This is a genomic window from Variovorax paradoxus, from assembly GCF_000834655.1.
GTDB lineage: Bacteria > Pseudomonadota > Gammaproteobacteria > Burkholderiales > Burkholderiaceae_C > Variovorax > Variovorax paradoxus_F.
On the sequence record NZ_JXQQ01000028.1, the window covers coordinates 226,000 to 250,212 of the forward strand.

21 protein-coding genes are annotated in these 24,213 nt (G+C 68.1%); 8 read left to right on the top strand and 13 right to left on the bottom strand.

All coding sequences use genetic code 11. The features are described 5' to 3' along the window. Positions 1 to 44: 44 nt before the first annotated feature. On the top strand, positions 45 to 971 hold the full coding sequence (locus RT97_RS13545) for a LysR family transcriptional regulator (protein ID WP_042579284.1): 927 nt from the start codon (positions 45 to 47) through the stop codon (positions 969 to 971). On the opposite strand, the gene gcvA is transcribed toward RT97_RS13545, so the two are convergent. Then, positions 940 to 1,887: a transcriptional regulator GcvA gene (gene gcvA, locus RT97_RS13550; RefSeq protein WP_042579285.1), complete on the bottom strand. Its 948-nt coding sequence runs from the start codon at positions 1,885 to 1,887 to the stop codon at positions 940 to 942. The two genes, RT97_RS13545 and gcvA, sit on opposite strands and share 32 nt — an antisense overlap. Before the next feature lie 96 nt (positions 1,888 to 1,983). Between gcvA and RT97_RS13555 the strand changes: the two genes are divergently transcribed. Further along, the gene (locus RT97_RS13555; RefSeq protein WP_042579286.1) at positions 1,984 to 3,441 is read left to right on the top strand and encodes an amidase; all 1,458 of its coding nucleotides are present in this window, start codon (positions 1,984 to 1,986) and stop codon (positions 3,439 to 3,441) included. 8 nt (positions 3,442 to 3,449) lie between these two features. Then, entirely contained in the window at positions 3,450 to 4,766 is a 1,317-nt protein-coding gene (locus RT97_RS13560; protein ID WP_042579287.1) for an MFS transporter, read from the top strand. Positions 4,767 to 4,926: 160 nt separating this feature from the next. Here the strand turns inward: RT97_RS13560 and mmsB are convergent, their stop codons facing one another. Genes mmsB through RT97_RS13585 form a run of 5 tightly spaced genes read right to left on the bottom strand, consistent with a single transcriptional unit; the run spans position 4,927 to position 10,071 of the window. Beyond that, positions 4,927 to 5,823, bottom strand: coding sequence for a 3-hydroxyisobutyrate dehydrogenase (gene mmsB, locus RT97_RS13565; RefSeq protein WP_042579288.1), 897 nt, complete (start codon positions 5,821 to 5,823; stop codon positions 4,927 to 4,929). A 34-nt stretch (positions 5,824 to 5,857) separates the two neighbouring features. Continuing rightward, complete coding sequence (locus RT97_RS13570) at positions 5,858 to 6,973, bottom strand: enoyl-CoA hydratase/isomerase family protein (RefSeq protein WP_042579289.1); 1,116 nt, start codon at positions 6,971 to 6,973, stop codon at positions 5,858 to 5,860. 28 nt (positions 6,974 to 7,001) lie between these two features. Further along, positions 7,002 to 8,156, bottom strand: a complete 1,155-nt coding sequence (locus RT97_RS13575) for an acyl-CoA dehydrogenase family protein (RefSeq protein WP_042579290.1) — start codon at positions 8,154 to 8,156, stop codon at positions 7,002 to 7,004. Beyond that, positions 8,153 to 8,551 carry a lysozyme inhibitor LprI family protein gene (locus tag RT97_RS13580; RefSeq protein WP_042579291.1) on the bottom strand — a complete coding sequence of 133 codons (399 nt, stop codon included), beginning with the start codon at positions 8,549 to 8,551 and terminating at the stop codon, positions 8,153 to 8,155. The genes RT97_RS13575 and RT97_RS13580 overlap by 4 nt, the downstream gene beginning before the upstream one ends. Next, the gene (locus RT97_RS13585) at positions 8,548 to 10,071 is read right to left on the bottom strand and encodes a CoA-acylating methylmalonate-semialdehyde dehydrogenase (protein ID WP_042579292.1); all 1,524 of its coding nucleotides are present in this window, start codon (positions 10,069 to 10,071) and stop codon (positions 8,548 to 8,550) included. The genes RT97_RS13580 and RT97_RS13585 overlap by 4 nt, the downstream gene beginning before the upstream one ends. 190 nt (positions 10,072 to 10,261) lie before the next feature. Between RT97_RS13585 and RT97_RS13590 the strand changes: the two genes are divergently transcribed. Both RT97_RS13590 and RT97_RS13595 read left to right on the top strand, forming a co-directional pair. Continuing rightward, positions 10,262 to 11,221 carry a LysR family transcriptional regulator gene (locus tag RT97_RS13590; protein ID WP_042579293.1) on the top strand — a complete coding sequence of 320 codons (960 nt, stop codon included), beginning with the start codon at positions 10,262 to 10,264 and terminating at the stop codon, positions 11,219 to 11,221. A 17-nt stretch (positions 11,222 to 11,238) separates the two neighbouring features. Continuing rightward, the gene (locus RT97_RS13595; protein WP_042579294.1) at positions 11,239 to 12,405 is read left to right on the top strand and encodes a pyridoxal phosphate-dependent aminotransferase; all 1,167 of its coding nucleotides are present in this window, start codon (positions 11,239 to 11,241) and stop codon (positions 12,403 to 12,405) included. A gap of 4 nt (positions 12,406 to 12,409) precedes the next feature. Here the strand turns inward: RT97_RS13595 and RT97_RS13600 are convergent, their stop codons facing one another. From RT97_RS13600 to RT97_RS13610, 3 genes are all read right to left on the bottom strand, one after another. Then, on the bottom strand, positions 12,410 to 13,477 hold the full coding sequence (locus tag RT97_RS13600) for a DUF4241 domain-containing protein (protein ID WP_042579295.1): 1,068 nt from the start codon (positions 13,475 to 13,477) through the stop codon (positions 12,410 to 12,412). A gap of 87 nt (positions 13,478 to 13,564) precedes the next feature. After that, a complete protein-coding gene (locus RT97_RS13605; RefSeq protein ID WP_042579296.1) occupies positions 13,565 to 14,203 on the bottom strand; it encodes a 3-oxoacid CoA-transferase subunit B in 639 nt (212 codons plus the stop codon). 1 nt (position 14,204) lies between these two features. Beyond that, on the bottom strand, positions 14,205 to 15,017 hold the full coding sequence (locus tag RT97_RS13610; protein WP_042579297.1) for a CoA transferase subunit A: 813 nt from the start codon (positions 15,015 to 15,017) through the stop codon (positions 14,205 to 14,207). Positions 15,018 to 15,119: 102 nt separating this feature from the next. Between RT97_RS13610 and RT97_RS13615 the strand changes: the two genes are divergently transcribed. From RT97_RS13615 to RT97_RS33430, 3 genes are all read left to right on the top strand, one after another. Then, positions 15,120 to 15,686, top strand: coding sequence for a LuxR C-terminal-related transcriptional regulator (locus tag RT97_RS13615; protein ID WP_042579298.1), 567 nt, complete (start codon positions 15,120 to 15,122; stop codon positions 15,684 to 15,686). Positions 15,687 to 15,848: 162 nt separating this feature from the next. After that, positions 15,849 to 16,622: an alpha/beta fold hydrolase gene (locus RT97_RS13620; protein ID WP_042579299.1), complete on the top strand. Its 774-nt coding sequence runs from the start codon at positions 15,849 to 15,851 to the stop codon at positions 16,620 to 16,622. A gap of 123 nt (positions 16,623 to 16,745) precedes the next feature. Continuing rightward, positions 16,746 to 16,892, top strand: a complete 147-nt coding sequence (locus RT97_RS33430) for a hypothetical protein (protein ID WP_172672201.1) — start codon at positions 16,746 to 16,748, stop codon at positions 16,890 to 16,892. 29 nt (positions 16,893 to 16,921) lie between these two features. Here RT97_RS33430 and RT97_RS13625 read toward each other — a convergent pair whose 3' ends face one another. From RT97_RS13625 to RT97_RS13640, 4 genes are all read right to left on the bottom strand, one after another. After that, on the bottom strand, positions 16,922 to 17,302 hold the full coding sequence (locus RT97_RS13625; protein ID WP_042579300.1) for a VOC family protein: 381 nt from the start codon (positions 17,300 to 17,302) through the stop codon (positions 16,922 to 16,924). A 131-nt stretch (positions 17,303 to 17,433) separates the two neighbouring features. Next, positions 17,434 to 18,207, bottom strand: a complete 774-nt coding sequence (locus tag RT97_RS13630) for a CorA family divalent cation transporter (RefSeq protein ID WP_042579301.1) — start codon at positions 18,205 to 18,207, stop codon at positions 17,434 to 17,436. Continuing rightward, complete coding sequence (locus tag RT97_RS13635; protein ID WP_052810648.1) at positions 18,207 to 18,947, bottom strand: phospholipase D-like domain-containing protein; 741 nt, start codon at positions 18,945 to 18,947, stop codon at positions 18,207 to 18,209. Before RT97_RS13635 ends, RT97_RS13630 begins: the two co-directional genes overlap by 1 nt. Positions 18,948 to 18,950: 3 nt before the next feature. Then, a complete protein-coding gene (locus RT97_RS13640) occupies positions 18,951 to 24,209 on the bottom strand; it encodes a DNA repair ATPase (protein WP_042579302.1) in 5,259 nt (1,752 codons plus the stop codon). Positions 24,210 to 24,213 lie beyond the last annotated feature (4 nt).

The window sequence follows — 24,213 nt, forward strand, 5'->3', positions numbered from 1 at the left end:
ATGATTCAAACGAAACCTTTTGCTCTTTCGCTTGAAATTCATTCATGTTGCAGTCCATTCTCGAAATCCGCCACCTGCGCACGCTCATCGCGCTGCGCGACACCGGCAGCCTGGTGCGTGCGGCGCAGTTGCTCAACCTCACGCAGTCGGCGCTGTCGCACCAGATCAAGCTGCTCGAAGACCGCTATGGCGCGCAGCTCTTCGAGCGCAAGTCGGTGCCGCCGCAGTTCAGCACCACGGGCCTGCGGCTGCTGCAACTGGCGGACACCGCGCTGCCCTTGATCGAGGAAGCCGAGCGCGATGTGGCGCGGCTCGCGCTCGGGCGCAGCGGCCAGTTGCGCATCGTGGTCGAGTGCCACACCTGCTTCGACTGGCTGATGCCTGCGATGGACGCCTTCCGCCAGCGTTGGCCCGAAATCGAGCTGGACATCGTCTCGGGCTTCCACCCCGACCCGATCGCGCTGGTGATGCAGAACCGCGCCGAAGTTGCCATCGTCTCCGAGGAAGACCCCGATGAATCGGTCGACTACCACGCGCTCTTCCGCTTCGAGATCGTCGCGCTGCTCGCCAACGACCATGCGCTCACGGCCAAGGCGCACCTCACGGCCCGGCACTTTGCCGACCAGACGCTCATCACCTACCCGGTGCCCGACGACATGCTCGACATCGTGCGGCAGGTGCTCGCCCCCGCTGGCGTGGAGCCCGCGCACCGGCGCACGACCGAGCTCACGGTGGCGATGCTGCAACTGGTGGCGAGCGGGCGCGGCGTCGCGACCCTTCCGCTCTGGGCGGTGCAGAACTACCTGGACCGCGGCTACGTCACCGCGCGCCGCGTCGGCAGCAAGGGGCTGACTGGGCGGCTCTACATGGCCTGCACCGAGGGCACATCCGAACAGCCGTGGCTCGCCGACTTCGTGCGCATCACGCGCGAGAGCTGCTTCAAGAGCCTGCCCGGGATCGAGTTGCTGTAGCGGGCGCCTTCTTCCGCGACCGAGCGATCTTCCGGTTCGCCTCCACAAGGATCCATCCGCGAAAGGCCGCGACCTTCGGGCGGTCGTGGTTGTTCTCCGGGCAGACGAGGTAGTAGGCGAAGTCTTCAAGCCAGCTCACCTCCGAGAGCTGCACGAGCCGGCCCTCTGCGAGGTCGTCGGCCACCACTGCAGCGGGCAGCAAGGCCGCGCCCTGCCCCGCCAGCACAGCCTTCAGGAGCAGGCCCGAATCGTCGAACGACGGACCGCGCGCCGGGCGCGCGGCCTCGATGCCCTGCGCCTCGAACCACAGCGCCCACGCCTTGCGTTCGGCATCGTTCACGCGCGGCCAGCGCGCAAGATCGGCCGGCGTTTCGGGCATGCCCAGGCGCTCGACCAGCGCAGGCGCCGCGACCGGCACGATCTCCACCGTCAGCACCCGTTGGCTGCTCAAGCCCGGATAGCGGCCCAGGCCGTGGCGGATCGCGACATCCACGCCATCGCGCGAGAAGTCGGCAAGCGCGGTGCTGCTGACCACCTGCAGGTCGATCTCCGGATGCGCATCCTGGAAGCCCTTGAGCCGCGGCACCAGCCATGCGGAAGCGAAGAACGGCGTGGCGCTCACGGTGAGGATGCCCGTGTCCTCGGGCACCGCGACACGGCGCGTGGCATCGCTGATCTGCCGGAAGGCATTGCGCACCGGCGGCAGATAGGCCTGGCCGACATCGGTGAGGAAGATGCCGCGGTTCACGCGACGAAAAAGCGGAACGCCCAGGTGCACCTCCAGTGTCTTGATCAGCTGGCTCACCGCGCCGGGCGTCACGCACAGCTCGTCAGCCGCATTCTTGACCGAGAGATGGCGGGCAGTGGCCTCGAAGGCGCGCAGCGCGTTGAGCGGGGGAAGTTGGTGCTCTGTCATTTAGTTAATCTGATTCGAAAGATTCAGAAATTCTGGTTTGCGGGTCAGCTGCTTTAAGGGGAATATTGGCACAACAGAGTCGAACAGGAAACCACGTTGCTGCACACAAACGATCTGCCTGAGCTTAGATATTCTGATCAATCAGGCGACCCCCTCCACTATCTGGAGCTCACGGAACTGGCCACGCGCATCCGCAGGCGCCAGGTCTCTCCGGTCGCGGTGCTGCGCGCCCAGCTCGATCGCATCTCCGCGCTGGACGGTGCCCTCCGCAGCTACGCGCTGGTGATGGCCGACGCTGCAATGGCGCAGGCCGAAGCGGCGCAGGCCGAAGCGGCGCAGGCGGAGATCGCCGCGGGCCGGTACCGCGGCCCGCTGCACGGCGTGCTCATTGCGGTGAAGGACCTTTGCTTCAGCGCAGGCTTCGCCACCGCGGGCGGCATGGCGATCCACAAGCACCACGTCCCTGCCCAAGATGCGACCGTGGTGCGCCGCCTGAAGGAAGCCGGCGCGGTGCTGCTCGGCAAGCTGCAGCTGACCGAGGGCGCGTATTCCGACCACCATCCGTCCATCGTGCCGCCGCGCAATCCGTGGCATGCGGACCACTGGCCCGGCATGTCGTCCAGCGGCTCCGGCGTGGCAACCGCGGCGGGGCTCTGCTACGGCTCGCTGGGTTCCGACACGGGCGGGTCGATCCGCTTTCCCTCTGCGGCCAACGGCGTGACCGGCATCAAGCCGAGCTGGGGCCGCGTGAGCCGGCACGGCGTGTTTGAACTCGCGGCCTCGCTGGACCACATCGGCCCGATGGCGCGCAGCGCGGTCGATGCCGGCGTGCTGCTCGGCGCGATCGCGGGCAGTGACGGGAACGACCCGACCGCCGCGCTCGGCGCCGTGCCCGACTACCTTGCGACAGCGGACCAGGGCGTGCGGGGCCTGCGCATCGGCATCGACGCCGCATGGAACACCGGTGGCGCAGACCCCGAGACACAAGCCATGCTGAAAGACGCCGCGGAGACCTTGCGCGCGCTCGGCGCCCGCCTCGTCGACCTGCGTTTTCCCGATGTGACGCAAGCGGTGGCCGACTGGTTTCCGCTTTGCGCGGTGGAAGCCGCGGTGGCGCACGAAGCGACCTACCCGTCGCACAAGGACGCCTACGGCCCCGTGCTCGCCTCGGTCATCGAAGCCGGCCATGCCGTGAGCGGAACCAAGCTCCAGAAAATCCGCCTGCGCCGCATGGCGCTGCGCGGCCGCGTCTCGGCCCTCTTCGCCGGCATCGACCTGCTGCTGGTTCCCGTGCATCCCTTCGCATCGCCCACCGTCGCGGCCATGCAGGCCCTCGGCGAAACGCCGGCACTGGTGTCCGCGCTGCTGCGCTACACCGCGCCCTTCGACATGACCGGCCACCCCACGATCACACTTCCCGGCGGGTTCACCGATGCGGGCATGCCGCTTGGCTTCCAGCTCGTCGCGGCGCACATGGACGAAGCCACGCTGGTGCGCGCCGGCGCGGCGTTCCAGGGCGTGACCGCATGGCACCGCCGCCGTCCGCTGGACTGAAGAAGACCATGGAGACCTCCCCCTTGACCCCTTCATCCACCTCGCCGCGCCCGCGCATCTTCCGCGGCTGGCTCGTGGTCGCGGGCGCGTTCGCCGTGACCCTCGTGGGCTTCGGCAGCGCCTACACCTTCAGCGCCTTTCTCGAATCGCTGCAGCGCGACTTCGGCGCCTCGCGCGGCTCGGTCTCGCTGGTGTTCTCACTCGCGGGCTTTCTCTACTTCGGCCTGGGCGTCATCAGCGGCCCGCTGGCGGACCGCTGGGGTTCGCGGCGTCTCGCCGTCGCGGGCATGGTGCTGGTCGGGCTGGGCCTGGCCCTCGCGGGGCAGGCGCAGAGCCTCACGCAGATCTACCTTGCCTACGGGCTCGGCGTGGGCCTGGGCGTCGGCGCGTCGTATGTGCCAGTGCTCGGCGCGGTGCAGCGCTGGTTCGTCAGGCGGCGCGGGTTCGCGTCGGGGCTTGCGGTCAGCGGCATCGGCGTGGGCACGCTGGTGATGCCGCCATTGGCCTCGGTCCTCATCGACGTCATCGGATGGCGCCACGCCTACCTGGCGCTCGGCGCGCTCGCCGCGGTGGTGGGCGTGGGCATGGCGCTGCTGATCGAGAACGACCCGCGCGACCGCGGGCTCGGGCCCGACGGCGATCCGCCGCAGCCGCAAGCCCCGTCGGCCAAGCCGGCGGGCACGACGGTGCGGGAGGCGGTCATGTCGCGGGGCTTCGCCTGCCTCTTTGCGGCATGCCTCATCAGCTCGTTCGGCCTGTTCGTTCCCTTCGTCCACCTCGTGCCCTATGCGCTCGACCACGGCGTGCCCTCGACCTCCGCGGTGCTGCTGCTGGGCGCCATCGGCGTCGGCAGCACGGCGGGCCGTTTCTTCCTCGGCGGGCTGGCCGACCGCATCGGCCGCCAGTTCGCATTGCCGCTGATGTCAGCGGGCATGGCGCTCTCACTGGTGGTGTGGGCCGTGTCCGGCGGGTTCTGGGGGCTGGCCGTGTTCGCGTTCGCCTACGGCGTGTTCTACGGCGGCTTCGTCGCGCTGCTGCCGGCGCTGGTGATGGACTACTTCGGAGGACGCAACATCGGCGCGATCATCGGCGTGCTCTACACGAGCGTGGCCGTGGGCACCCTGGTGGGGCCGAGCGCGGCGGGCTTCGCCTTCGACATCAGCCGCAGCTACCTGCTGCCGATCGTGGCCAGCATCGGCGCGAACCTCGTCGCGGCCGGCATCCTGCTGGCGATGGCCCGGCTCGATGCCCCGGTGAAACCGGCCGCGGCGGGCGCAGCGCGGGGTACAGTCGGGAATGAACCCACAACCGCCCGCCGTCCCTAGCCCGCCACCAGCGGCTGCCTCCGCCCCCGTCACGGAGGCCCAGGCATTCACCCGGGCCTGGCTGCTCTTCGTCGTGCTGGTCGCCGTCGTGCTGGGCGTCCTGTGGGCCGTGAAGGCCTACTTCGTCTGAAGGACGGGGCCTCACTCAGGTTTCACACGATCAGGAAGGCTTCTGCACCAGCTTCAGCACGCTGGAGAAGTCCAGCGCGCCGTGGCCGGCCAGGCTGTGGGCCGCATACAGGCTGCGCGCGAGGCCGCCAAGGGGCGTGGCGGCGCGCACGGCAGCCGCGTTTTCCTGGGCCAGGCCCAGGTCCTTGAGCATCAGGTCCGTGCCGAAGCCGCCCGCGTAGTTCTTCGAGGCGGGCGAGGTCTCCATCACGCCCGGCATCGGGTTGTACTTCTCCAGTGCCCAATTGCCGCCCGAACTGCGCCGCATGATTTCGGAGAGCACCTTCGGATCGAGCCCGTTGGCCACGCCCAGCGCCAGCGCCTCGGACGTGCCGATCATCAAAATGCCGAGCAGCATGTTGTTGCAGATCTTGGCGGTCTGACCCGCGCCCGCTGCGCCGGCGTGGAAGATGTTGGCGCCCATCTTCTCGAGCACCGGGCGCGCACGCTCCAGGTCGCGCGTCTCGCCGCCGACCATGAAGGTCAGCGTGCCGGCGATCGCGCCGCCGGTGCCGCCCGAGACGGGCGCATCGATCATCGCGATGCCCTTGGCTTGCGCCGCTTCGGCCACCTTGCGCGACGTGGCGGCGGCGATGGTGCTGCTGTCGATCACGAGGGTGCCGGCGCGGATGCTGTCGAGCAGGCCGGGCTTGCCCCCGCCGCCGAGGAACAGGCCCTCGACGTGCGCGCTGGCCGGCAGCATGCTGATGACGACTTCGGCGTCGGCCACGGATTCCGCGGCCGACTTGGCAATCGGCAGCCCCTCGGCGCCGAGCTTCCTGCAGGCGTCGGCCGAGAGGTCGAAGGCGCTGAGCGTGTGGCCGGCCTTGAGCAGGTTCAGGGCCATCGGCCCGCCCATGTTGCCGAGGCCTATGAATGCGATCTTCATGCGTTTGTCTCCGTTGTCTTTATGGAATGCGGTGTCAGACGAGCGAGGCCAACTCCGCCGGCATCTCGCCGCGCGGGCGCAGATGGTCGTCGATGAAAGCGGGCGTGATCTCTTCGATGGTTGCGGGGTTCCAGCGCGGGTTGCGGTCCTTGTCGATCAGCACTGCGCGGATGCCCTCGGCGAAGTCCTTGTGCGCGCAGAAGCCGAGCGACGCCCAGTATTCGAGCCGGAACACCTCGGCCAGCGACATGCGATGCACGCGTTGCCAGAGCTCGAAGCTCAGCGCGGCCGAACTCGGCGCGCCCTTCACGAACGTCTTGGAGGCGGACTGCAGCCACGGGTCGTCGCTCTGCAGGTCGCGCAGCCGATTGGCGATGTCCAGCAGGTCGTCGCCGGCCATCAGCGCGTTGATGGCGTCGTAGTGCTCGCGCACCTTCGAGGCCGGCAGCTCGGCGCCCTCGCCCGCCTTCGCGAGGATGCGCGAGAGCGTGGCGCGGTCGGCCTTGCCCTCGCCGGCCCAAGCGGCGGCGGCGATGGCGTCGATCACCTGGCCCTTGCGCTCCTGCGGCACCAGCACATCGGCGAGACCACAGAAGATGGCATCGGACGCGTTGAGGTTCGCGGCCGTGAGCGCCAGGAACAACCCGGTGCGGCCGGGCGTGCGGCGCAGGAACCAGCTGCCGCCCACATCGGGGTACAGGCCGATGGCGATCTCGGGCATCGCGATGCGGCTCTGCGTCGTCACCACGCGGTGCGAGCAGCCCGACATGAGGCCCACGCCGCCGCCCATCACGATGCCGTGGCCCCAGCAGAGAAAGGGCTTGGGGAAGGTGTGGATCAGGTAGTCGAGCTCGTACTCTTCGCGGAAGAAGTCTTCGGCGTAGGTGTTGCGCGCGGGGCCGCATTCCAGCAGCGTCTGGTAGAGCTGGCGCAGGTCGCCGCCCGCGCAGAAGGCCTTCTCGCCGGCTGCCTGCATCAGCACGCCGACGATGCCGTCGTCCGTGGCCCATTCGCGCAGCTTGGGCGTGAGCAGGCGCACCATGTCCACGGAGAGCGCGTTGAGCGAGGCCGGTGCGTTGAGCGTGGCAACGCCGAAGCGCTTGCCGCCGGCGGTCTTGATTTCGTCGAAGAGAACTACGGAGTCGGTCATTGTCTTGAGGGGTTCCGGATGCGGGGCGTCAGCGGATATCGCTGTCCCCTTCCAGCAATTTTCGCGCAACGATCACGCGCATGATCTCGTTGGTGCCTTCCAGGATCTGGTGCACGCGGGTGTCGCGCACCAGGCGCTCCAGAGGGAATTCGCTCAGGTAGCCGTAGCCGCCGTGCAGTTGCAGCGCGTCGTTGCAGACATTGAAGCCCGCATCGGTCGCGAAGCGCTTGGCCATCGCGCAGTAGGTGCTGGCGTCGGCATGGCCCGCATCGAGCTTCGATGCGGCGAGCCGCACCATCTGCCGCGCGGCGACCAGTTCGGTCGCCATGTCGGCCAGCTTGAACTGCAGCGCCTGGAAGCTCGCGATCGGCTTGCCGAACTGCTGGCGCTCGTGCAGGTAGCGGCGTGCTGCATCGAGCGCGCCTTGCGCGGCGCCCACCGAGCAGGTCGCGATGTTGATGCGCCCGCCGTCGAGCCCCTTCATCGCGATGCGAAAGCCTTCGCCTTCCTTGCCCAGCAGGTTGTCGGCCGGGATGCGCACGTTGTCGAAGTTGATGGTGCGCGTGGGCTGGCTGTTCCAGCCCATCTTGTGTTCCTTCTTGCCGTAGCTCACGCCGGGCGCGTCGGCCGGCACCGCGAAGGCCGAGATGCCGCTCGCGCCCGCGCCGCCGGTGCGCGCCATCAGCACCAGCACGTCGGTGGAACCGGCGCCAGAGATGAAGGCCTTGCCGCCGTTGATGACGTACTCGCTGCCCTGCAGCTCGGCGCGCGTCTTGAGCGAACCGGCATCCGAGCCCGCGCCCGGTTCGGTCAGGCAATACGACGCGAGCTTGCGTCCGCTGGTCAGGTCTTCGCCCCACTGCGCGGCCACCGCGTCGGTCGCCCAGGTGCCCAGCATCCACGTCGCCATGTTGTGGATCGTGATGAAGGCCGTGGTCGAGGGGTCGACCGCGGCCATTTCCTCGAACACCAGCGCCGCATCGAGCCGGGGCAGCCCGAGGCCGCCGACGCGCTCGGGCGCGTACAGGCCGCAGAAGCCCAGCTCGCCGGCCTTGGCGATGGCCTCCTTCGGGAAGATGGCCTCCGCATCCCACTGCGCCGCATGCGGCGCGAATTCGGCCTGTGCGAAATCGCGCGCGGTCTGCGCAAAGGCGTTTTGTTCTTCGGACAGTTCGAAGTTCATTGTTCGCGTCCCTTCCAGCGGTCCAGTTCGGCGGTCCGTTTCCGGGTCGATTTCTCCAGGCATGAACTGAACACCAGCGGCCAGATCGAGCCGCCTTCGCTCGCTTTCGAAGCCCGCTTGCACGCGGGGTCGCGGCCCTTGAGCCAGGTGCGCTGTTCGTTGCGCAGTGCGACGCGCATCTGCGGCGAGAGCGTCTTCATCACCTCGCCGTAGCGGATGTTCAGCGCGGCATCGGCCGCACGGAAGTCGCGCGCCGCGCAGGCGTTCATCTGCTGCTGGTCCCCATTGGGATTGCAGTCGTCCGGCCCGGCATCGCCAGCGGCCTGCGCGCTGCCGGCGAACAAGGCGAGCGCCGCCACCGCACCCCAGGCCGCGACGCGAAACCCGCGCCTCATTTGAGGCTGATCGTGGTGTTGACGCCGTGCGAGACGGTGCTGTCGTCGAACCAGCGTGCGGTCACGGTCTTGGTCTGCGTGTAGAACATGATGACCTGCTTGCCGTACGGGCCCAGGTCGCCGAGCTTGGAGGCGCGCGAACCGGTGAACGAGAACATCGGGACCGGCACCGGAATCGGCACGTTGATGCCGACCTGGCCCACGTCGATGTCTTCCTGGAAGCGGCGCGCCGCGGCGCCCGACTGCGTGAAGATCGCCGTGCCGTTGCCGTTGGGGTTGCTGTTGATCAGCTCGATCGCTTCGTCGATGGTCTCTGCATCGGCCACGCACAGCACGGGGCCGAAGATTTCCTGGTCATAGATCGTCATGCCGGGCTTGACGCCGGTGAAGATCGTCGGGCCGACGAAGTTGCCCTTCTCGTAGCCGGGCACGGTCGGCTTGCGGCCGTCGAGCTCGAGCTTGGCGCCATCGGCCAGTCCGCGTTCGATGAGATTGTTGACGCGGTCGTACGCGGCGCACGAAACCAGCGGGCCCACGTCCACGCCTTTCTCGGTGCCGGCGCCGATCTTCAGCGTCTTGGCCTTGGCGATGAGCTCCGGCACCCACGTGCGCGCATCGCCCACCAGCACCGCCACCGACACCGCCATGCAGCGCTGGCCAGCGGCGCCGAAGCTGGCGCCTGCCAATGCGTTGAGGGTCTGCTCCTTGTTCGCGTCGGGCATCACGATGGCGTGGTTCTTCGCGCCCATCATGCATTGCACGCGCTTGCCGGCCAGCGTGGCGCGGTTGTAGACGTGCGTGCCGACCTTCGTCGAGCCGACGAAGCTGATCGCCTTGATGTCCTTGTGGTCGCAGATGAGGTTGACGATGGCTTCGCCGCCGTGAATCACGTTCAGCACGCCCGGCGGGATGCCGGCTTCGAGCGCCAGTTCGCACAGACGCATGGTGACCATCGGGTCTTGTTCGGAGGGCTTCAGCACGAAGGTGTTGCCCGTGACGATGGCCATCGGGAACATCCACAGCGGAATCATCGCGGGGAAGTTGAACGGCGTGATGCCGGCGCACACGCCCAGCGGCTGCAGCAGCGTGTAGGTATCGACGCCGTTGGCCACGTTGTTGGCCAGCTCGCCCAGCTGCAAGTTGCCGATGTTCGATGCGTGCTCGACCACTTCGAGGCCGCGGAACACGTCGCCTTCGGCGTCCGGCAGCGTCTTGCCCTGCTCGGCCGTGAGGATCGCGGCCAGCTCGCCCATGTTCTCGCGGATGAGCTGCTGCAGCTTCAGGAAGATGCGCGCGCGCGTGCCGATGGGGGTCTTGCGCCAGGTCTTGAAGGCTTCCTTGGCGGAAGCCACGGCGGCGTCGAGCTCGGCCTGCGTGGCGAACGGCACGCGGGCCAGCACCTGCTGGGTGGCCGGGTTGACGATGTCGCGCCATTCGGTGGTCTTGGACTCGACCAGCTTGCCGCCGATCAAGAGCTTGACGGTGGCGACTTCGGTCGAGGGTGTGGTGGTGGCGTCCATGGTTTTGTCTCCTGTGAATCTCTGCGAAATCTGAAAAGGCGATACCGGTCGGTGCCGGTGCAACCCGCATCCTAGCTTTGCAGATTTGCCATGACAATAGACAAATATGCGCCACGGCTTTGCAAAAATGCAGAGTCCTGGTGCGAGCCGTCACAGGCGATTACAAGCGAACACGAGGAGACGCACATCCATGGACTGGGACAATCTGCGCTACTTCCTGGAGCTGGCCCGTTCCGGCACGTTGATGAGCGCGGCGCGCCGGCTCGAGGTGGACCACACCACGGTAGCGCGGCGCATCCAGTCGCTCGAAAAGGAAGTCGGCGCACCGCTCTTCTCGCGCGAATCGGGCGGCCACCGGCTCACCGAAGCGGGCCGCCGGCTGCAGCCGCAGGTCGAGGCGATGGAGAGCGCCTTCCAGGCCGTCGAGAGCACTGCGCCGGCCTCGCAGGAAGGCCTCTCGGGCCTCGTGCGCATCGGCGCCACCGAAGGCTTCGGCACGGTGGTGCTGGCGCCGCAGCTCGCGCTCTTCGCGGCGCAGCACCCCAAGCTCACCATCGACTTGCTCGCGATGCCGCGGCTGGTACACCTGTCGCGGCGCGAGGCCGACATCGTGATCTCGCTGGAGCGCCCGGCGCGCGGCCCGGTGGTGGTGAGCAAGCTCACCGACTACACGCTGCGGCTCTATGCGTCAAAGCAATACCTCGCCGGACACAACCCGATCAGGACGCGCGAAGACCTGCGCGGCCACACCTTCATCAGCTACGTGGACGACCTGCTGTTCAGCAAGGAGTTGCAGTACCTGGACGAGTTGCACCGGCCCGACGCGTTTGCGCTGCGCAGCACCAGCGTGCTCGCGCAGCACCGGGCGGTGGCGGCGGGCGCGGGGATCGCGGTGCTGCCGGCGTTCATCGCAGAGAAGGACGGCGCGCTGAAACCGGTGCTGCGGGGCGAGGCGAACTTCACGCGCACGTTCTGGATGTCGATGCCCGCGGAGACCAAGCACCTCGTGCGCATGCAGGCCGTGTGGAACTTCCTGCGCGAGACAGCGCAGGCGCAGCAACCGGTGCTGCTGCCGCAGAATGCGGAAAAACCGGAGGACAAGGCAGTCGCGCAGCAGCGGCAGCCGCGTCCGCGCAAATCGACTCTGTAGCCATCGAGGAGACACGCATGCCCCGCCATCGCCCCGCCCGGCTCGAACACATCGCAGGCATCGGCGTCGACCGCATGGGCGCCATCGCGGACGATGCAGACGGCCCACCCTTTCTCCGCCTAGAAAACCTCGACGTCGACATCCCTCCGGACCCTGAAGCCATCGCACGTACCGTGCGCGCCGCCTCGGAGGATTCGGACAACAGCTACCTGCCCTTCGTCGGCCAGTCGCGGTTGCGCGAGATCGCCGCGCGGCATGTGTCTGCGGTCTCGGGCGTGGACTACGGCCCGCGCCATTGCGTGATCTCCGCGGGCGGGCTCTCGGGCATCCTCAACGCGCTGCTCGCAACGGTCGAGGTGGGCGACGAGGTGCTGGTGACCGACCCGACCTACGCGGGCCTGCTCAATCGCATCCGGCTGGCGGGAGGCACGCCTAAGTACGTGCCCTTCCAGTTCACGCCCGGCGGCGAATGGAAGCTCGATCGCGCGGCACTGCAAGCCGCCATCGGACCGCGTGTGCGCGTGATGCTGCTGATGTCGCCGTCGATGCCGTCCGGCGGCTTCTTCGACGAGGACGACTGGCGCGCCATAGCAGCGCTGTGCGTGCAGCACGACCTGACCTTGATCCTCGACACGGCCATGGAGCGCCTGCTCTACGACGGCCGCCAAGTGATTCACCCGGCGAGCCTCCCCGGCATGGCCGAGCGCACGATCACCGTCGGCTCGTCGGCCAAGGAACTGCGCATGATCGGCTGGCGGGTGGGCTGGACCATCGCGCCCGAGAGCTACATGCCCGATCTGGTGGCCGTGTCGCTCGCCAACGTGGTCGTGCCGGTGGGCATCGCGCAGGACGCGGTGGCGACGGCGCTGGAACAATCGGCTCGCACGCTCGCGCCGTACGTGGCCGAGTTGGAGCGACGGCGCGACACGGTGCTGGGTGAACTCAAGGGCCTGCCGGTCGGCGTTCCGGCGGGCGGATGGTCGCTGCTGCTGCGAACCAGCGATTTCGGCATCGACGGGCAGACGCTGTCGGAGCGGCTCCTGAAAGCGCGCGTCTGCGCGACGGCGATGAAAGGCTGGGGCGACGTGCACGGTGCGCAGTACCTGCGCTTCGTGTTTTCGAACGAGCCGGTCGAACGGCTTCGCGGGCTCGGCGACAAGGTGCGTGCCGCGCTCGGCACCTAGCCGCTCACGAGAAGAGGCGTTTCCAGATGCTCCTGCCAGCAGCGGGCTCTGCGGCGATGGCCTCGGACTTTTCAAGCAGTTCGACTAGGCCCGGTACGCGCGGCTTCTTGAGCCATTGCGCAAAGGCCAGGTAGGTTTCCGCCTTGCCTTCGATGCGCAACTGCTCGGGCATGGCAGGGCATGGCGCTGCGCCAAGCAGCACGCGCAAGGCTTCGAGCCGGTTCATGCGAATCGCGCTCAGGAGCGCGGTTTCGCCGAGCGACGGAACGATGTCGTTCGCACCGGCAAGCCCGGCGTCGAGCAATGGCCGGATGGCGGCCGCGTCGCCATTCACCGCAGCGGCACCCAAGGCCTCCAGCGCCGCCAGTCGCTCGGGGGAAAGGCTGGCCGCATAGGCGTCGTCGCGCTTTTCGTCCTCGCTGCGCGCATCGCCGCCCTGCATCGTCATGAAGTCGGTCACCAGCGCCACGGGCTCGCCCGAGGCGTCGAGTGCCCAGAAGCTCGGATAGCTGCCGTCGCCCCAGCCTGAGCTGAAGATGAGCACGTTGTTCGCGCTGCCCTCGCCCAGCGGGTAATGGTCCGCCATGTCCTTGACGCCCAGTTCGGTGTCGAGCACGTCGTCGTAGTAGCTGACGTAGTCGGGGTTGGCGGACTCGCGCGCCTCGCGCTCGGCGATGGCCGCGGCGCATTCCGCATCCATGAAGCAGCCGACGCCGGCATCGACGGGGTAGCCGTAGAACTCGTCGTCGCCCAGCTCGTCCTGCGACTGCCCGTCGAGCAGCGCCGGCTCCCAGCGCAGGTCGGCGACCGTCGACCCGCCCCGCTCGCGCAGCCAGAGCACCGCCAGCGCATGGCGTCCTTCGTGCTGCAGCACCTCGACCGGAAATGCGCCCCGTCCGTTCACGCTGCGGATGAACGGCTCGCGCTCGGGCTGCACAAGCGGATCGCAGGCCACGATGCGACCGCTCGTGATACGGAGCATCCCGCACGGCTGTCGCTGCAGGCGCCGCACGCGCAGGGCCTCGTCGTCGAGGAAGATGGTCCGGAGGTTGTCGGTGTCGAGGTAGGCCATGCGCGCAGTTTCTCATCCATCAATGACAAAGGGCCGCATCGGCGGCCCTTGTCGTGTCATGCAGCGACGTGCGACGTGCTCCGGACCTTACTGGATCAGCTTGGCACCCGTCTTCGCCTGCAGCGCATCGAAGCTCACGCCGGGCGCCAGCTCGATCACCTTCAGGCCTTCAGGCACCACGTCCATCACCGCGAGGTCGGTGATGATGCGGTCGACCACGCCCACGCCGGTCAGCGGCAGCGTGCACTTCTCGAGGATCTTGAAGTCCTCGGTGCCGTCCTTCTTCTTGGCCACGTGCTCCATCAGAACGATCACGCGCTTGACGCCGGCCACCAGGTCCATCGCGCCGCCCATGCCCTTGACCATCTTGCCGGGGATCATCCAGTTGGCGAGGTCGCCTTCGGTGCTGACCTGCATGGCGCCGAGGATCGACAGGTTGATCTTGCCGCCACGGATCATCGCGAAGCTGTCGTGGCTGCCGAAGATGGCCGAGCCGGGGATGGTGGTCACGGTCTGCTTGCCGGCGTTGATGAGGTCGGCGTCGACGTTGTCTTCCGTCGGGAAGGCGCCGATGCCCAGCATGCCGTTTTCGCTCTGCAGCCACACTTCCTTGGTGCCGGTGTGGTTGGCCACCAGCGTCGGGATGCCGATGCCCAGGTTCACGTAGAAGCCGTCTTCGAGTTCTTGCGCGGCACGGGCCGCCATCTGGTCTTGGGTCCAGGGCATATCAGGCTCCTTCTTTCTTGTTGACGGGCACCGTCGGCACGGGCTGCTCGCTGCCGGCCGCGGCCTGCGCGATGGCGGCCTGTGCCTCGACCTTGGCGGCGGCCGCATCGACCGGCGCCGCGGCGCTCACGGTGCGCTTCTCGATGCGCTTCTCGGGCGTTGCGTTCAGCACGATGCGATGCACGTAGATGCCCGGCAGGTGGATGTCGTCGGGGGCCAGTTCGCCCACTTCGACGATCTTCTCGACCTCGACGATGCAGAGCTTGCCGGCCATGGCGGCGGCCGGGTTGAAGTTGCGCGCCGTGAGGCGAAAGCGCAGGTTGCCCGACTTGTCGGCCACGTCGGCCTTGACCAGTGCCACGTCGGGCACCAGCGAACGCTCCATGACGTAGGTCTCGCCGTCGAACTCGCGCAGTTCCTTGCCCTCGGCCACCTGGGTGCCGACGCCGGTCTTGGTGAAGAAGGCCGGGATGCCCGCGCCGCCCGCGCGCAGCTTTTCGGCCAGCGTGCCCTGCGGCGTGAATTCGAGAGCCAGCTCGCCTGCGAGGTATTGGCGCTCGAACTCCTTGTTCTCGCCCACGTACGAGGCGATCATCTTCTTGATCTGGCGCGTCTCCAGGAGCTTGCCGAGGCCGAAGCCGTCGACGCCCGCGTTGTTCGAGATGACGGTGAGGTTCTGCACGCCGGAGTCCTTCAGCGCCTCGATCAGCGCTTCGGGAATGCCGCACAGGCCGAAGCCGCCGACCGCGAGCGTCTGCCCGTCGGCCACGACCCCTTTGAGTGCCGCGTCTGCGGAGGGATAAATCTTGTTCACTCGGGCTCCTTGATGGATGGTGAAGTGGGTAGGTGATTGGGTGGGAAGCCGTCAACGATACTACGTACCCGCATACGTAGTATTTCGTAATGGTGACCCCCGATGCCCGAGATCGATTACAGGCTGGCGTTTGAGCATGCACCCGTCGGCATGGTCGTCTCGAGCAACCGCACCATCGTGGCGTGCAACCAGCGGGTGTGCGAGATCTTCGGCGCAACGCCCTCCGCGCTGGTGGGGCATTCGTTCAGCATCCTGTACCCGAGCGTGGCCGAGTTCGAGCGCATCGGCAAGCGCATGGAGCCGTTCCTCAACGCCAACGGCAACTACGCCGACAACCGCATGATGAAGCGCCTGGGCGGCCTGCACGGCGCGATGGCCGGCGAGACCTTCTGGTGCCACGTCACCGGCCACGCGATGAACCGCGCGGCGCCCCACGAGGCCGGCATCTGGACCTTCGAGGACCTGGGCTCGCGCCGCGCGGTGAAGGCCGAGCTCACGCCGCGAGAGCGCGAGGTGGCCGCGCAGGTGATGCAGGGGCTGACCTCCAAGGAGATCGGCAAGGCGCTCGGCATCAGCCACCGCACGGTCGAGCTGCATCGTGCGCGGCTGATGCGCAAGTACGCGGCGGCGACCACCGCGGAGCTGGTGCAGAAGCTCATAGCAGGCTAGGGCGGCGGCCGGCCTTCATGGCTTTCATGTTTCGTCTGTAATCCGCGCCCGCTTCATCTGCATCGAAGGCCGGGCCGCCGCAATGCGCGCGGAACGCACGGCGCCGAGAGTACGGGACATCGACTCCCCTTCACCAAGCTCTCCGCACAAGGACCCAGACCCATGAACCGCCGCTCTTTCTCCGCCGCCATCGTCGCAGGCGTTGCCGCATCCACCCTCTCCACCCGCGGCCTTGCGCAGACGCTGGCACCGGGCGTGCGCAACGTGGTGCTGGTGCATGGCGCCTACGCCGACGGCTCGTGCTGGTCCGACGTGATCGGGCGGCTGCAGCAGGCGGGCCTGAAGGCCACCGCGGTGCAGAACCCGCTGACCTCGCTGGCCGACGACGTGGAGGCCACGCGGCGCATCCTGGCCCTGCAGGATGGCCCGACGGTGCTGGTGGGCCATTCGTGGGCCGGCACGGTGATCAGCGAAGCCGGTGTCGACCCCAAGGTGTCGGCGCTGGTGTACGTGGCCGCGCGCGCCCCCGATGCCGGCGAGGACTACGGCGCGCTCGCCGCGAAGTTCCCCACGCCGCCGGCCAGCGCCGGCCTCGTCAAGGCGAACGGCTTTGCGCAATTGAACGAAGAAGCGTTCCTGCGCGACTTCGCAGGCGATCTCGATCCGGCCAGGGCGCGCGTGCTGTACGCCGTGCAGGGCCGCATCTCCGACACGCTCTTCGCCTCGCGTACCACGCAGGCCGCCTGGCGCACCAAGCCCTCGTGGTACGCGGTGTCGACCAGGGACCGCACCACTTCGCCCGAGCTGGAGCGCTTCCTGGCCCAGCGCATGAAGGCCAGGACGATCGAAATCGATTCCAGCCATCTTTCACTGATTTCGCACCCGGACCGGATCGCCAACCTGATCCTGGAGGCGGCGGGAAGTTCCAGGACCTGAACGCCCGATCGTTGCGAAAACGGAAACGCCGCATCGTCGAAAGCGCTGTGCCGTTTCCCGCCCGCAGGCCTATCTTCGAACACATGCGAACAAGACGTTCGCAGTCACTCAGGAGTACTCGATATGTCCACAGCGCTTCATTCCGAAAAGAACCTCCTTCAGCAAACCCGGCTGTCGGTCGCCCAGGTCCACACCATCGCCACGCACCGCCTGCCGGTGATCCTGACGCTGGCCGCGATCATCCTGTCGGTGCTCGGCGTCAAGGCGTAGCCCGGGCACGACTTCATCGGACGAGAAATTCAGGGCGCGAGCTCTGAAATCTCGATGAGATTCAAGTCGGGGTCGCGCATGTAGACCGAGCGAATGCGCGAGGTGGCGCCCGTGCGCATCACGGGCCCTTCGATGATCGACACGCCCTTCTCGCCCAGGCGCTCGACGACCGCTTCGAGCGGCACGCTCGCGATGAAGCAGAGGTCCAGCGCACCGGGCGTGGGCACATCGGCCTTCGGCTCGAACTCGTGCCCCTTCACGTGCAGGTTGATCTTCTGGTTGCCGAAGCGAAAGGCCTTGCGGCCTGCGCCGAAGGTCTCCAGCGTCATGCCCAGCGCGTCGACGTAGAAGCGCACGCAGGCCTCCTCGTCGGCGGTCGTGAGCACCAGGTGATCCAGGTGGTCGATCATGGGAAGCTTTCTCGTTGTGCGGACACGGGCGACTCTAGGATCAGACCGAGATGAAGAGAAGTGCCCGTTTGGCAACGAGCCCTCGCGAATCGCGAGGGCCGGCAAGGCCACCCGTTCACCGCCCTCTTCGCTTACTTCTTCTTCAGCGCGGACGCCGGCCTTGGCACGACCGCCGGCGCCACCGGCGCCTTGACCCAGCCGCGCAGCATCACGCCCAGCCAGATGCCTGCCGCGAAGATCACCCAGTACACCCAGCCGGGCAGGTTCTCCGCGCCGCTGTGCAGGTTCATGCCGAAGGCCGCGCCGATGGCCATCAGCGGAAAGGTCAGCGCCGCGATGGTGTTGAGCTTGTGCTGCGCGCGGTTCATTTCCATGGCCGAGCGCGCCTGCGCCTCCGCGGCATGCGCGAGACGGTAGTCCAGCGACATGCGCGTGTCCGCCAGCAGCAGCTCGAAGCCGCGCGATATCTCGACGGCCAGGTCGCGCAGGTCGACGAGCATCTGGTCGTCCTTGACGGCCTCGCGGGCTGCCTGCAGCGTGTCCTGCATGTTCCGCGCGGCACGGGTGAGCGGCATCAGCGGGCCGAGGATCTGGAACAGGTCTTCCGAGGTCTCGGCCGACTGATGGCGGATCTCGAAGGTGCTGAACGCCGCGCGGTAGCTCTCGAGCAGCTTGGCAAGCGCCCGTTCGCCGGGGTTGTTGCCCTTGTGCAGCCACGCGCCGTCGGGTTTGCGCAGGAACACCGAAGGCTTGCGCTCGGCGCCGGTGCCGGCAGGCGGCTCGTGCAGGATCACCATCAGGTGCCCCTGCTCGTGGATGATGCGCTGCGCGCCGTACGTCGTGCCGCCCAGCCGCTGCTGGATCTCGGGAGGCAGCTCCCAGTCGTAGTCGATTCGTCTCGCCATCAGTCGGCCTGCAGTTCTTTCCACAAGGTGTCGAATTCGTCCGCGAAGCGGCGAACGAGCGTCGGGTCGTTGCTCAGGATCACGTTTTCCTCGTTGTAGTCGCAGGCGCTGCGCGTCCAGTTGTAGCTGCCATTGATGAGCCGCGCGCCGTCGAAGATGGCAAACTTGTGGTGCATGTGCGCCTCGGTGCGGTCCACCGCGACCGGGATGCCGGCCGCGCGCAGCTGGCCGACGTCGCTGCCGCGGTCGAACTCCTTGTCGTTGTCGGTGATGAAGCGCACCGCCACGCCGCGCCGCTGAGCAGCCAGCACCTCGGCGGTGATGCGGTCGTCCGACAGCGTGAAGACGCACAGGTCCACCGAGCGCTTCGCAGCCTTCAGCTGTTGGTTGATGGCCTGCAGGCAGGCGGTGCCCGGGCTGAAGAAGGCTTGCGAGCGCACCGCCACGGCATCGGGCGAGCGGCCGGTGTCGATCGCGCGCACCACGCCTTCGAGCCACTTGAGCAGCGACAGCTGCTCGGGGTCGGCCGTGCGCGCGCGCACCAGGTCGAAGGCGCGGTTGCGCAGCTGGCGCAGGCCGTCCTCGGGCGGCGAGGCTTCGCGCAGGGTGTGCACCAGCACGCGGCGCTCGTCGTCGCTCAGGCGTGCGTCGGCCATGGTGGCGTCGAGTTGCGCGAGCAGTTCGGGCAATGCGGCCTGCGGCTCGCCGGACGCGGGTGCAAAAGTGGCGTTGGCCTGCATGTCTCAGTGGTCCTTGTCCGGTTTGGTCGGGGGTGCGCGCTTGGGCGCTCGCGTGGCCTGCACCTCGGCCGCCAGCCGCTCCATGTCCTGCTTGATCGAGCGGTCGAGCTCGAGCCGTCGTTCGGTGGCGGTCACCAGCGGCAGGATCAACTCGCGGTAGGTCACCGCGATCTGCAGCATCGCGTCGGCCAGGCGCTGGCCTTCGCTCGGCCCTTCGGCGACCGGCGGGGGCACAGGCTTGAGCGCATCGACCGCGCGCGCCACGTCGAGCATGCTGCTCGCGATGCGCTGGCTGCCGTCCACGTCGGCGCCGCCAAGCTTGCGCTGCCGCACGAATTCGTCGCAGATGGCGGTCCAGCGCGCGCTTTCTTCCGGCGTCGGGCTGCCCAGCAGCTGCGCGAGGCGCAGCAGGTTTTCCTCGGCGCCGGTGGTCAGCGTCTGGGCCTCGCCGCGGTAGTGGTCGCGCAGCAGCGCATCGAGCTCGTCGTCGCGCATCAGCGGCGTGATCTTGCCCGCGAGCTTGGTCATGTTGCGGTAGCTGCCCTGCAGCTTGAACGGCGGCGCTGCGCGGTAGGCCTCCTGCTGCGCGGCCGATTCGATGTACGCGAGGTTCACCTTCAGCAGCAGGTCGCGCGCCCGGAACAGCCGCTGCAGCAGCGCCTTGATTTCCTCCAGCTCGACCGCGCTGTAGGCATGCGAGAGCGCGCTGCTCGGCACGTCGTGGCCCTGCGCCATCTTCACCAGCAGCTGCACGTCCTTCGGGTCGCGCGAGGCCAGCGGCATCAGCGTGGGGTTGGAGGTCAGGCTGTTCTCGATGTACGAGAGCGCGAACGCCGCCTCGCGGCCCGAGAGCACGTCGCCCAGGTTGTAGATGTCGGCGCGGTTGGCAAGCATGTCCGGGATCTTGAACACGTCGCCCGACTCGGTGTAGGGGTTGCCCGCCATCACGATCGCGAAGCGCTTGCCGCGCATGTCGTAGCTGCGCGGCTCGCCGTTCCACACGCCCTCAATGCGTCGCGTGCCGTCGGCCAGCGCGATGAACTTCTGCAGGAATTCGGGGCTCGTGTGCTGGATGTCGTCCAGGTACAGCATCACGTTGCTGCCCATCGCGAGGCCCAGGTTGAGCCTTTCCAACTCCTGCCGCGCCGCGCTGTTGGGCGCGTTGGCCGGGTCGATGGCGGTCACGCCATGGCCGAGCGCCGGGCAGTTGATTCGCACGAAGATCAGCCCGAGCCGGTCCGCCACGTACTCCATCAGCGTCGTCTTGCCGTAGCCGGGCGGCGAGATCAGCAGCAGGAGGCCCATGCGGTCGGTGCGGCTGCCCTCGCCCGCCGAGCCGATCTGCTTGGCGAGGTTGTCGCCGATGATGGGCAGGTAGAGCTCGTCGATCAGCTGGTTGCGCACGAACGTCGAGAGCGGCTTGGCCTGGAACTGGCTGAGCTTGAGCCGTGCCTTTTCGCGCTCGAGCAGCTCGTGGCGCAGCCGGTGCAGCGCCTCGTAGCCCGGCACCGCGTGCATCGTGTGGAACAGGAAGCGGCGCCAGAAGTCGTTGAGGTTCAGCGTGAGGCGGCCTTCGGCCACGCGCGGATGCTCGCCGCGCAAACCCTCTACCGTGCGGTCGAGCGCCGCATTGATGCGTGTGCGCTGCAGCGGAATGGCCAGCACGCTGGCCGCGTCGTCCACCCAGTCGATCGACTGCGGCGCCTGGTGCACGGCGTAGGCGCGCACCCAGTCGCGCGCGAGGCGCCAGCGCTCCGCGGGCGGCGCGGCATCGAGGTCGTGCTGCCAGGCGTCGCGCCGGCCGCTGCGTTCGAGTTCGCGCAGCAGCGCGGCGGCGAGGTCTTCGCCTGCACCCGAGACGGCCCAGGTTTCGCCCCCGCGCTCACCGGCCAGCTCGCGCACGAGGTAGGCGGCGGCCTGGTCGCACAAGGTGGACACGCGGCCGTCGTGCGCATCGCGCTCTTCTTCGCTCGCGTCCTGCGCCAGCGGCAGCATGTCGGGCACCACGTCGTGCGCGAAGTGCTTCAACGCGCGCGCGGTGTCGGCTTCGAGCTGCTCCAGCGCATCGCGCCGGCCGAACAGGGTCTGCATCTGCATCGCGGCCCGCGCGCGGCGCAGCAGCGATTCGCGGTGCGCGATCAGGTGCCCGTGCTGCCAGTACAGCAAGGCCAACGCACGCTCGGTCGGCCCCCAGGCCAGCAGGCCCGCCTGGTCCTGCATGCCGACGAGCGCGCCCAGCAGGCGCAGCGCGTCGTCGTCGTGGATGCCCTTCTGGTAGCCCTCTTGGTACCGCGCGGCAGCGAAGCGGCGGACCATGTCGAGCAGCTGGGGATGCAGCGGGTCTTCGGCCAGCAGCGTGAGCACCTCGGCCCAGGTGCGCTCAGCCTTGCCGTCGAGCAGCGCCTCCAGCAGCCGGCCGGCAAGGTACTCGGCGCGCGAGAGCTCCGGCGTCTCGGACACCAGCGACTGGTTCCAGTAGCGCTGCAGCGGCAGCAGGCGGGGCTCGTCCACAGGGCTCTGGTAGTCGGTGCCCGTCACCTGGTAGGCCATGCCCTCGTCGCGGGCCACCAGCGTGAGGTCCACCGGCTGGCGATGCACGGTGAAGGCGTGGCGGCCCAGGCGCAGCGTGTCGCCGCCCTCGCTCACCAGCTCGCGCTTGTCGCGGATGGAGCGCAGGGCCTGGTCGCGGGCGGTCTTCAGGCGCGTGTCGAGCTCGTCGGCCGGCACCGCGGCACCCAGCGTGCGCAGGTCCACGATCAGCGTGCGCAGCTTGCCGATCATCGGGTCCGCCGCGAAATAGCTGTGCACCTGCGTCAGGTCGGCCAGTTGCGCGATGCGGCGCGGGATGCCGTCGAGGATTCGTCCCGCCGCATCGACCACGCCCTGGGCGCGGCGCTGCCGGGCTTCCACCAGGCTCTGGCGGCGCGCCGAGAGCGCCTCGTACACGGTCTCGCGCTTCTCGGCAATGTCGGCCAGGAAATCTTCCTGCTCGGCGAAGCGGCCTTCGATTTCTTCGAGCTGAGCCAGGAGGCGCGTGAGCGCGTCGTCGCACTTCTCGGGCGTGTCGGCGAATTCCAGCGCGTTCTCGACCGCCTGGCTGAAGAGCTTGAACTGCGCGCCGAACTCCGCGCGCGCCTCGGTCGCGCCCAGCGACTTGCGCCGCACGCGCGCATCGGCGCGCATGCGGTTGATGTCGGCATAGATCAGCGAGATGCGGTCCAGGATCGAGGTGCGTATCACGGCATCGCCGCCCGGCAGGCTCCCCAGCTGCTCGGTCAGCAGATCGAGGCCTGCGGCCTGCTCGTCGAGCGTCGCGAGCATCTGCCCGAGCGCGGGCGAGGTAGCCAAGTTGGGCAGCTCGAGCGCAAGCTTGTCCAGCGCCTGGCGCTGGCCGTTGAATGCGGTGTCGGCCGCCAGGAACTGCATCGCGCGCTCGCCGATGCGTTGCTGCTCCACCTCGAGCGCAGCGTCCATCGCGGCGATGCGCGGCAGGTCGGCGTAGCGCAGCTCCTTGAGCATCTGCAGCGCGCCGCGCCGCTCGCGCAGGCGCCCGAGCGCCTTCACGAAATCGTCGGGCGCACGCCAGATGGTGCTGGCGATGTCGACCAGCAGCGCATGCTGCGCGTCTTCGGCGCGGGCCAGTGCGCGCGCGGTTTCGCGCCGGATGGTGTCGACCTTCTCGAACTCGGCCAGCGTGCTGCGCGCCACGTCGGCAATGCTGCGCAGCTCGCCCATGAGGCCGGCGGCTTCGGGCGCGTCGAGCCAGAAGTAGGCGTCGCTCACCCGGGTGCACTGGCGGATCAGGTCTTCGTAGGCGGCGCGCGTGGGTGCCTGCTCCCGCACCGCGCGGGCGATGCCCATGAGGTCGCTCACGCCGCGCACCAGTTCGGCGTTGCCGATCTTTCCGAAGAAGCCGGTGGCCGGCGGCTGCGCACTCACATGCTCGTCGCTGGCGAACGGCGTTTGCCACAGCTGCATCGGGTGCACGCGCGACGGCTCGCCGTCGTTGTCGTGGAACACGAGGATGCGGCCGTCGGCAAAGCGCGCGTAGCCGTTGGCGATGATCGGCGTGGCGAGCTTCTTGTCGATCAGGTTGTAGTTGAAGAGCGCGTAGCGCCCCGGCTTCGGGTCGTAGAAGACATAGGCCACGTCCTCGCCATTGGGCGAGCGAAGCATGCGCTTGAAGCGCAGGTGCTCCACCACCTCGGCTGGCAGGTCGAAGCGCTTGTACTCGCCCGACTGCAGGTAATAGCCGCCCGGGAAAATGATGCCGTGGTCTTCGGGCAGCTGCACGCAGGAGCCGCCGACGGCATCGATGCGCTCGACCTGCTGCGTGCGGATGTTGAACACCAGGTAGCGCGTGACCTGCTCGCGGTAGGGCTTCACGCGCAAGAGGATCAGCATGCCGAGCTTGGCCCAGGCGATTTCGGCGTCGGTGAGCGACTGGCTCTTGTCCTCCACCGGTTCGCTGTAGATCCCGAGGCCCGTCTCGGTGTTGTTCTCGATCTTGATCGTGAGGTCGCCGCCCAGCGTTTCGACGAACACCGTATCGAGCACGTTCACGTGCGGGTGCTTGCCGCCCACATGGTCTTCGCGCGTGGCGACGGTCCATTCGAAATCGTGGCTCGCGGGCAAGGCGATGTCGCGCTCGCCGCGGTTGTCGATGTAGTGGATGCTGCCGTCGCGCTCGATGGCCCAGCGGAACACGCGCACGTCATGCAGTTGCTGGCCGATCTGGAACGCGGCCAGCAGCTTGTCCTGCGTCACGCGCAGCTGCAGCAGCGTGGCCTGCTTGTAGTAGGCGTAGAGCTCGCGGAAGTCGGAGACGAAGCGCGTGTCCTCCAGGAAGCTACCGGCCAGCGGCACGGGCTGCAGCTCGTCGTTTTCCGTGGCGGCTTCGCCCGGCGTCGCGAGCCGGTAGAGGCCGAACACGTCGCCCACGGCCGTTTCCTTGCGAAGGCCGATGAACACGTTGTAGCCGAACAGCAGCAGGTCGCCGATGCGCACGATGTCGCGCGCCACGGCGTTGTTCTCGGTGCGCGCGCGCGTGCGCAGGATCAGCGTCTGGTCGGAGCGGCCGAACTCGGCCAGGCGCTGCTCGTTGAGCGCCTGAGTCTTCTTGAGCAGGCCCTCGCCCTGGGTCTCGAGCCGCTTTTTCAGCAGGTCGTAGCTGCCGCTGCCGGACACCAGGGCTTCGGTCTGGTCGGCGGGGGTCTGCGCCTGGGCGCCGGGCGGCGCTCCCGTTTCGTCAGTGGATTGCATGGAT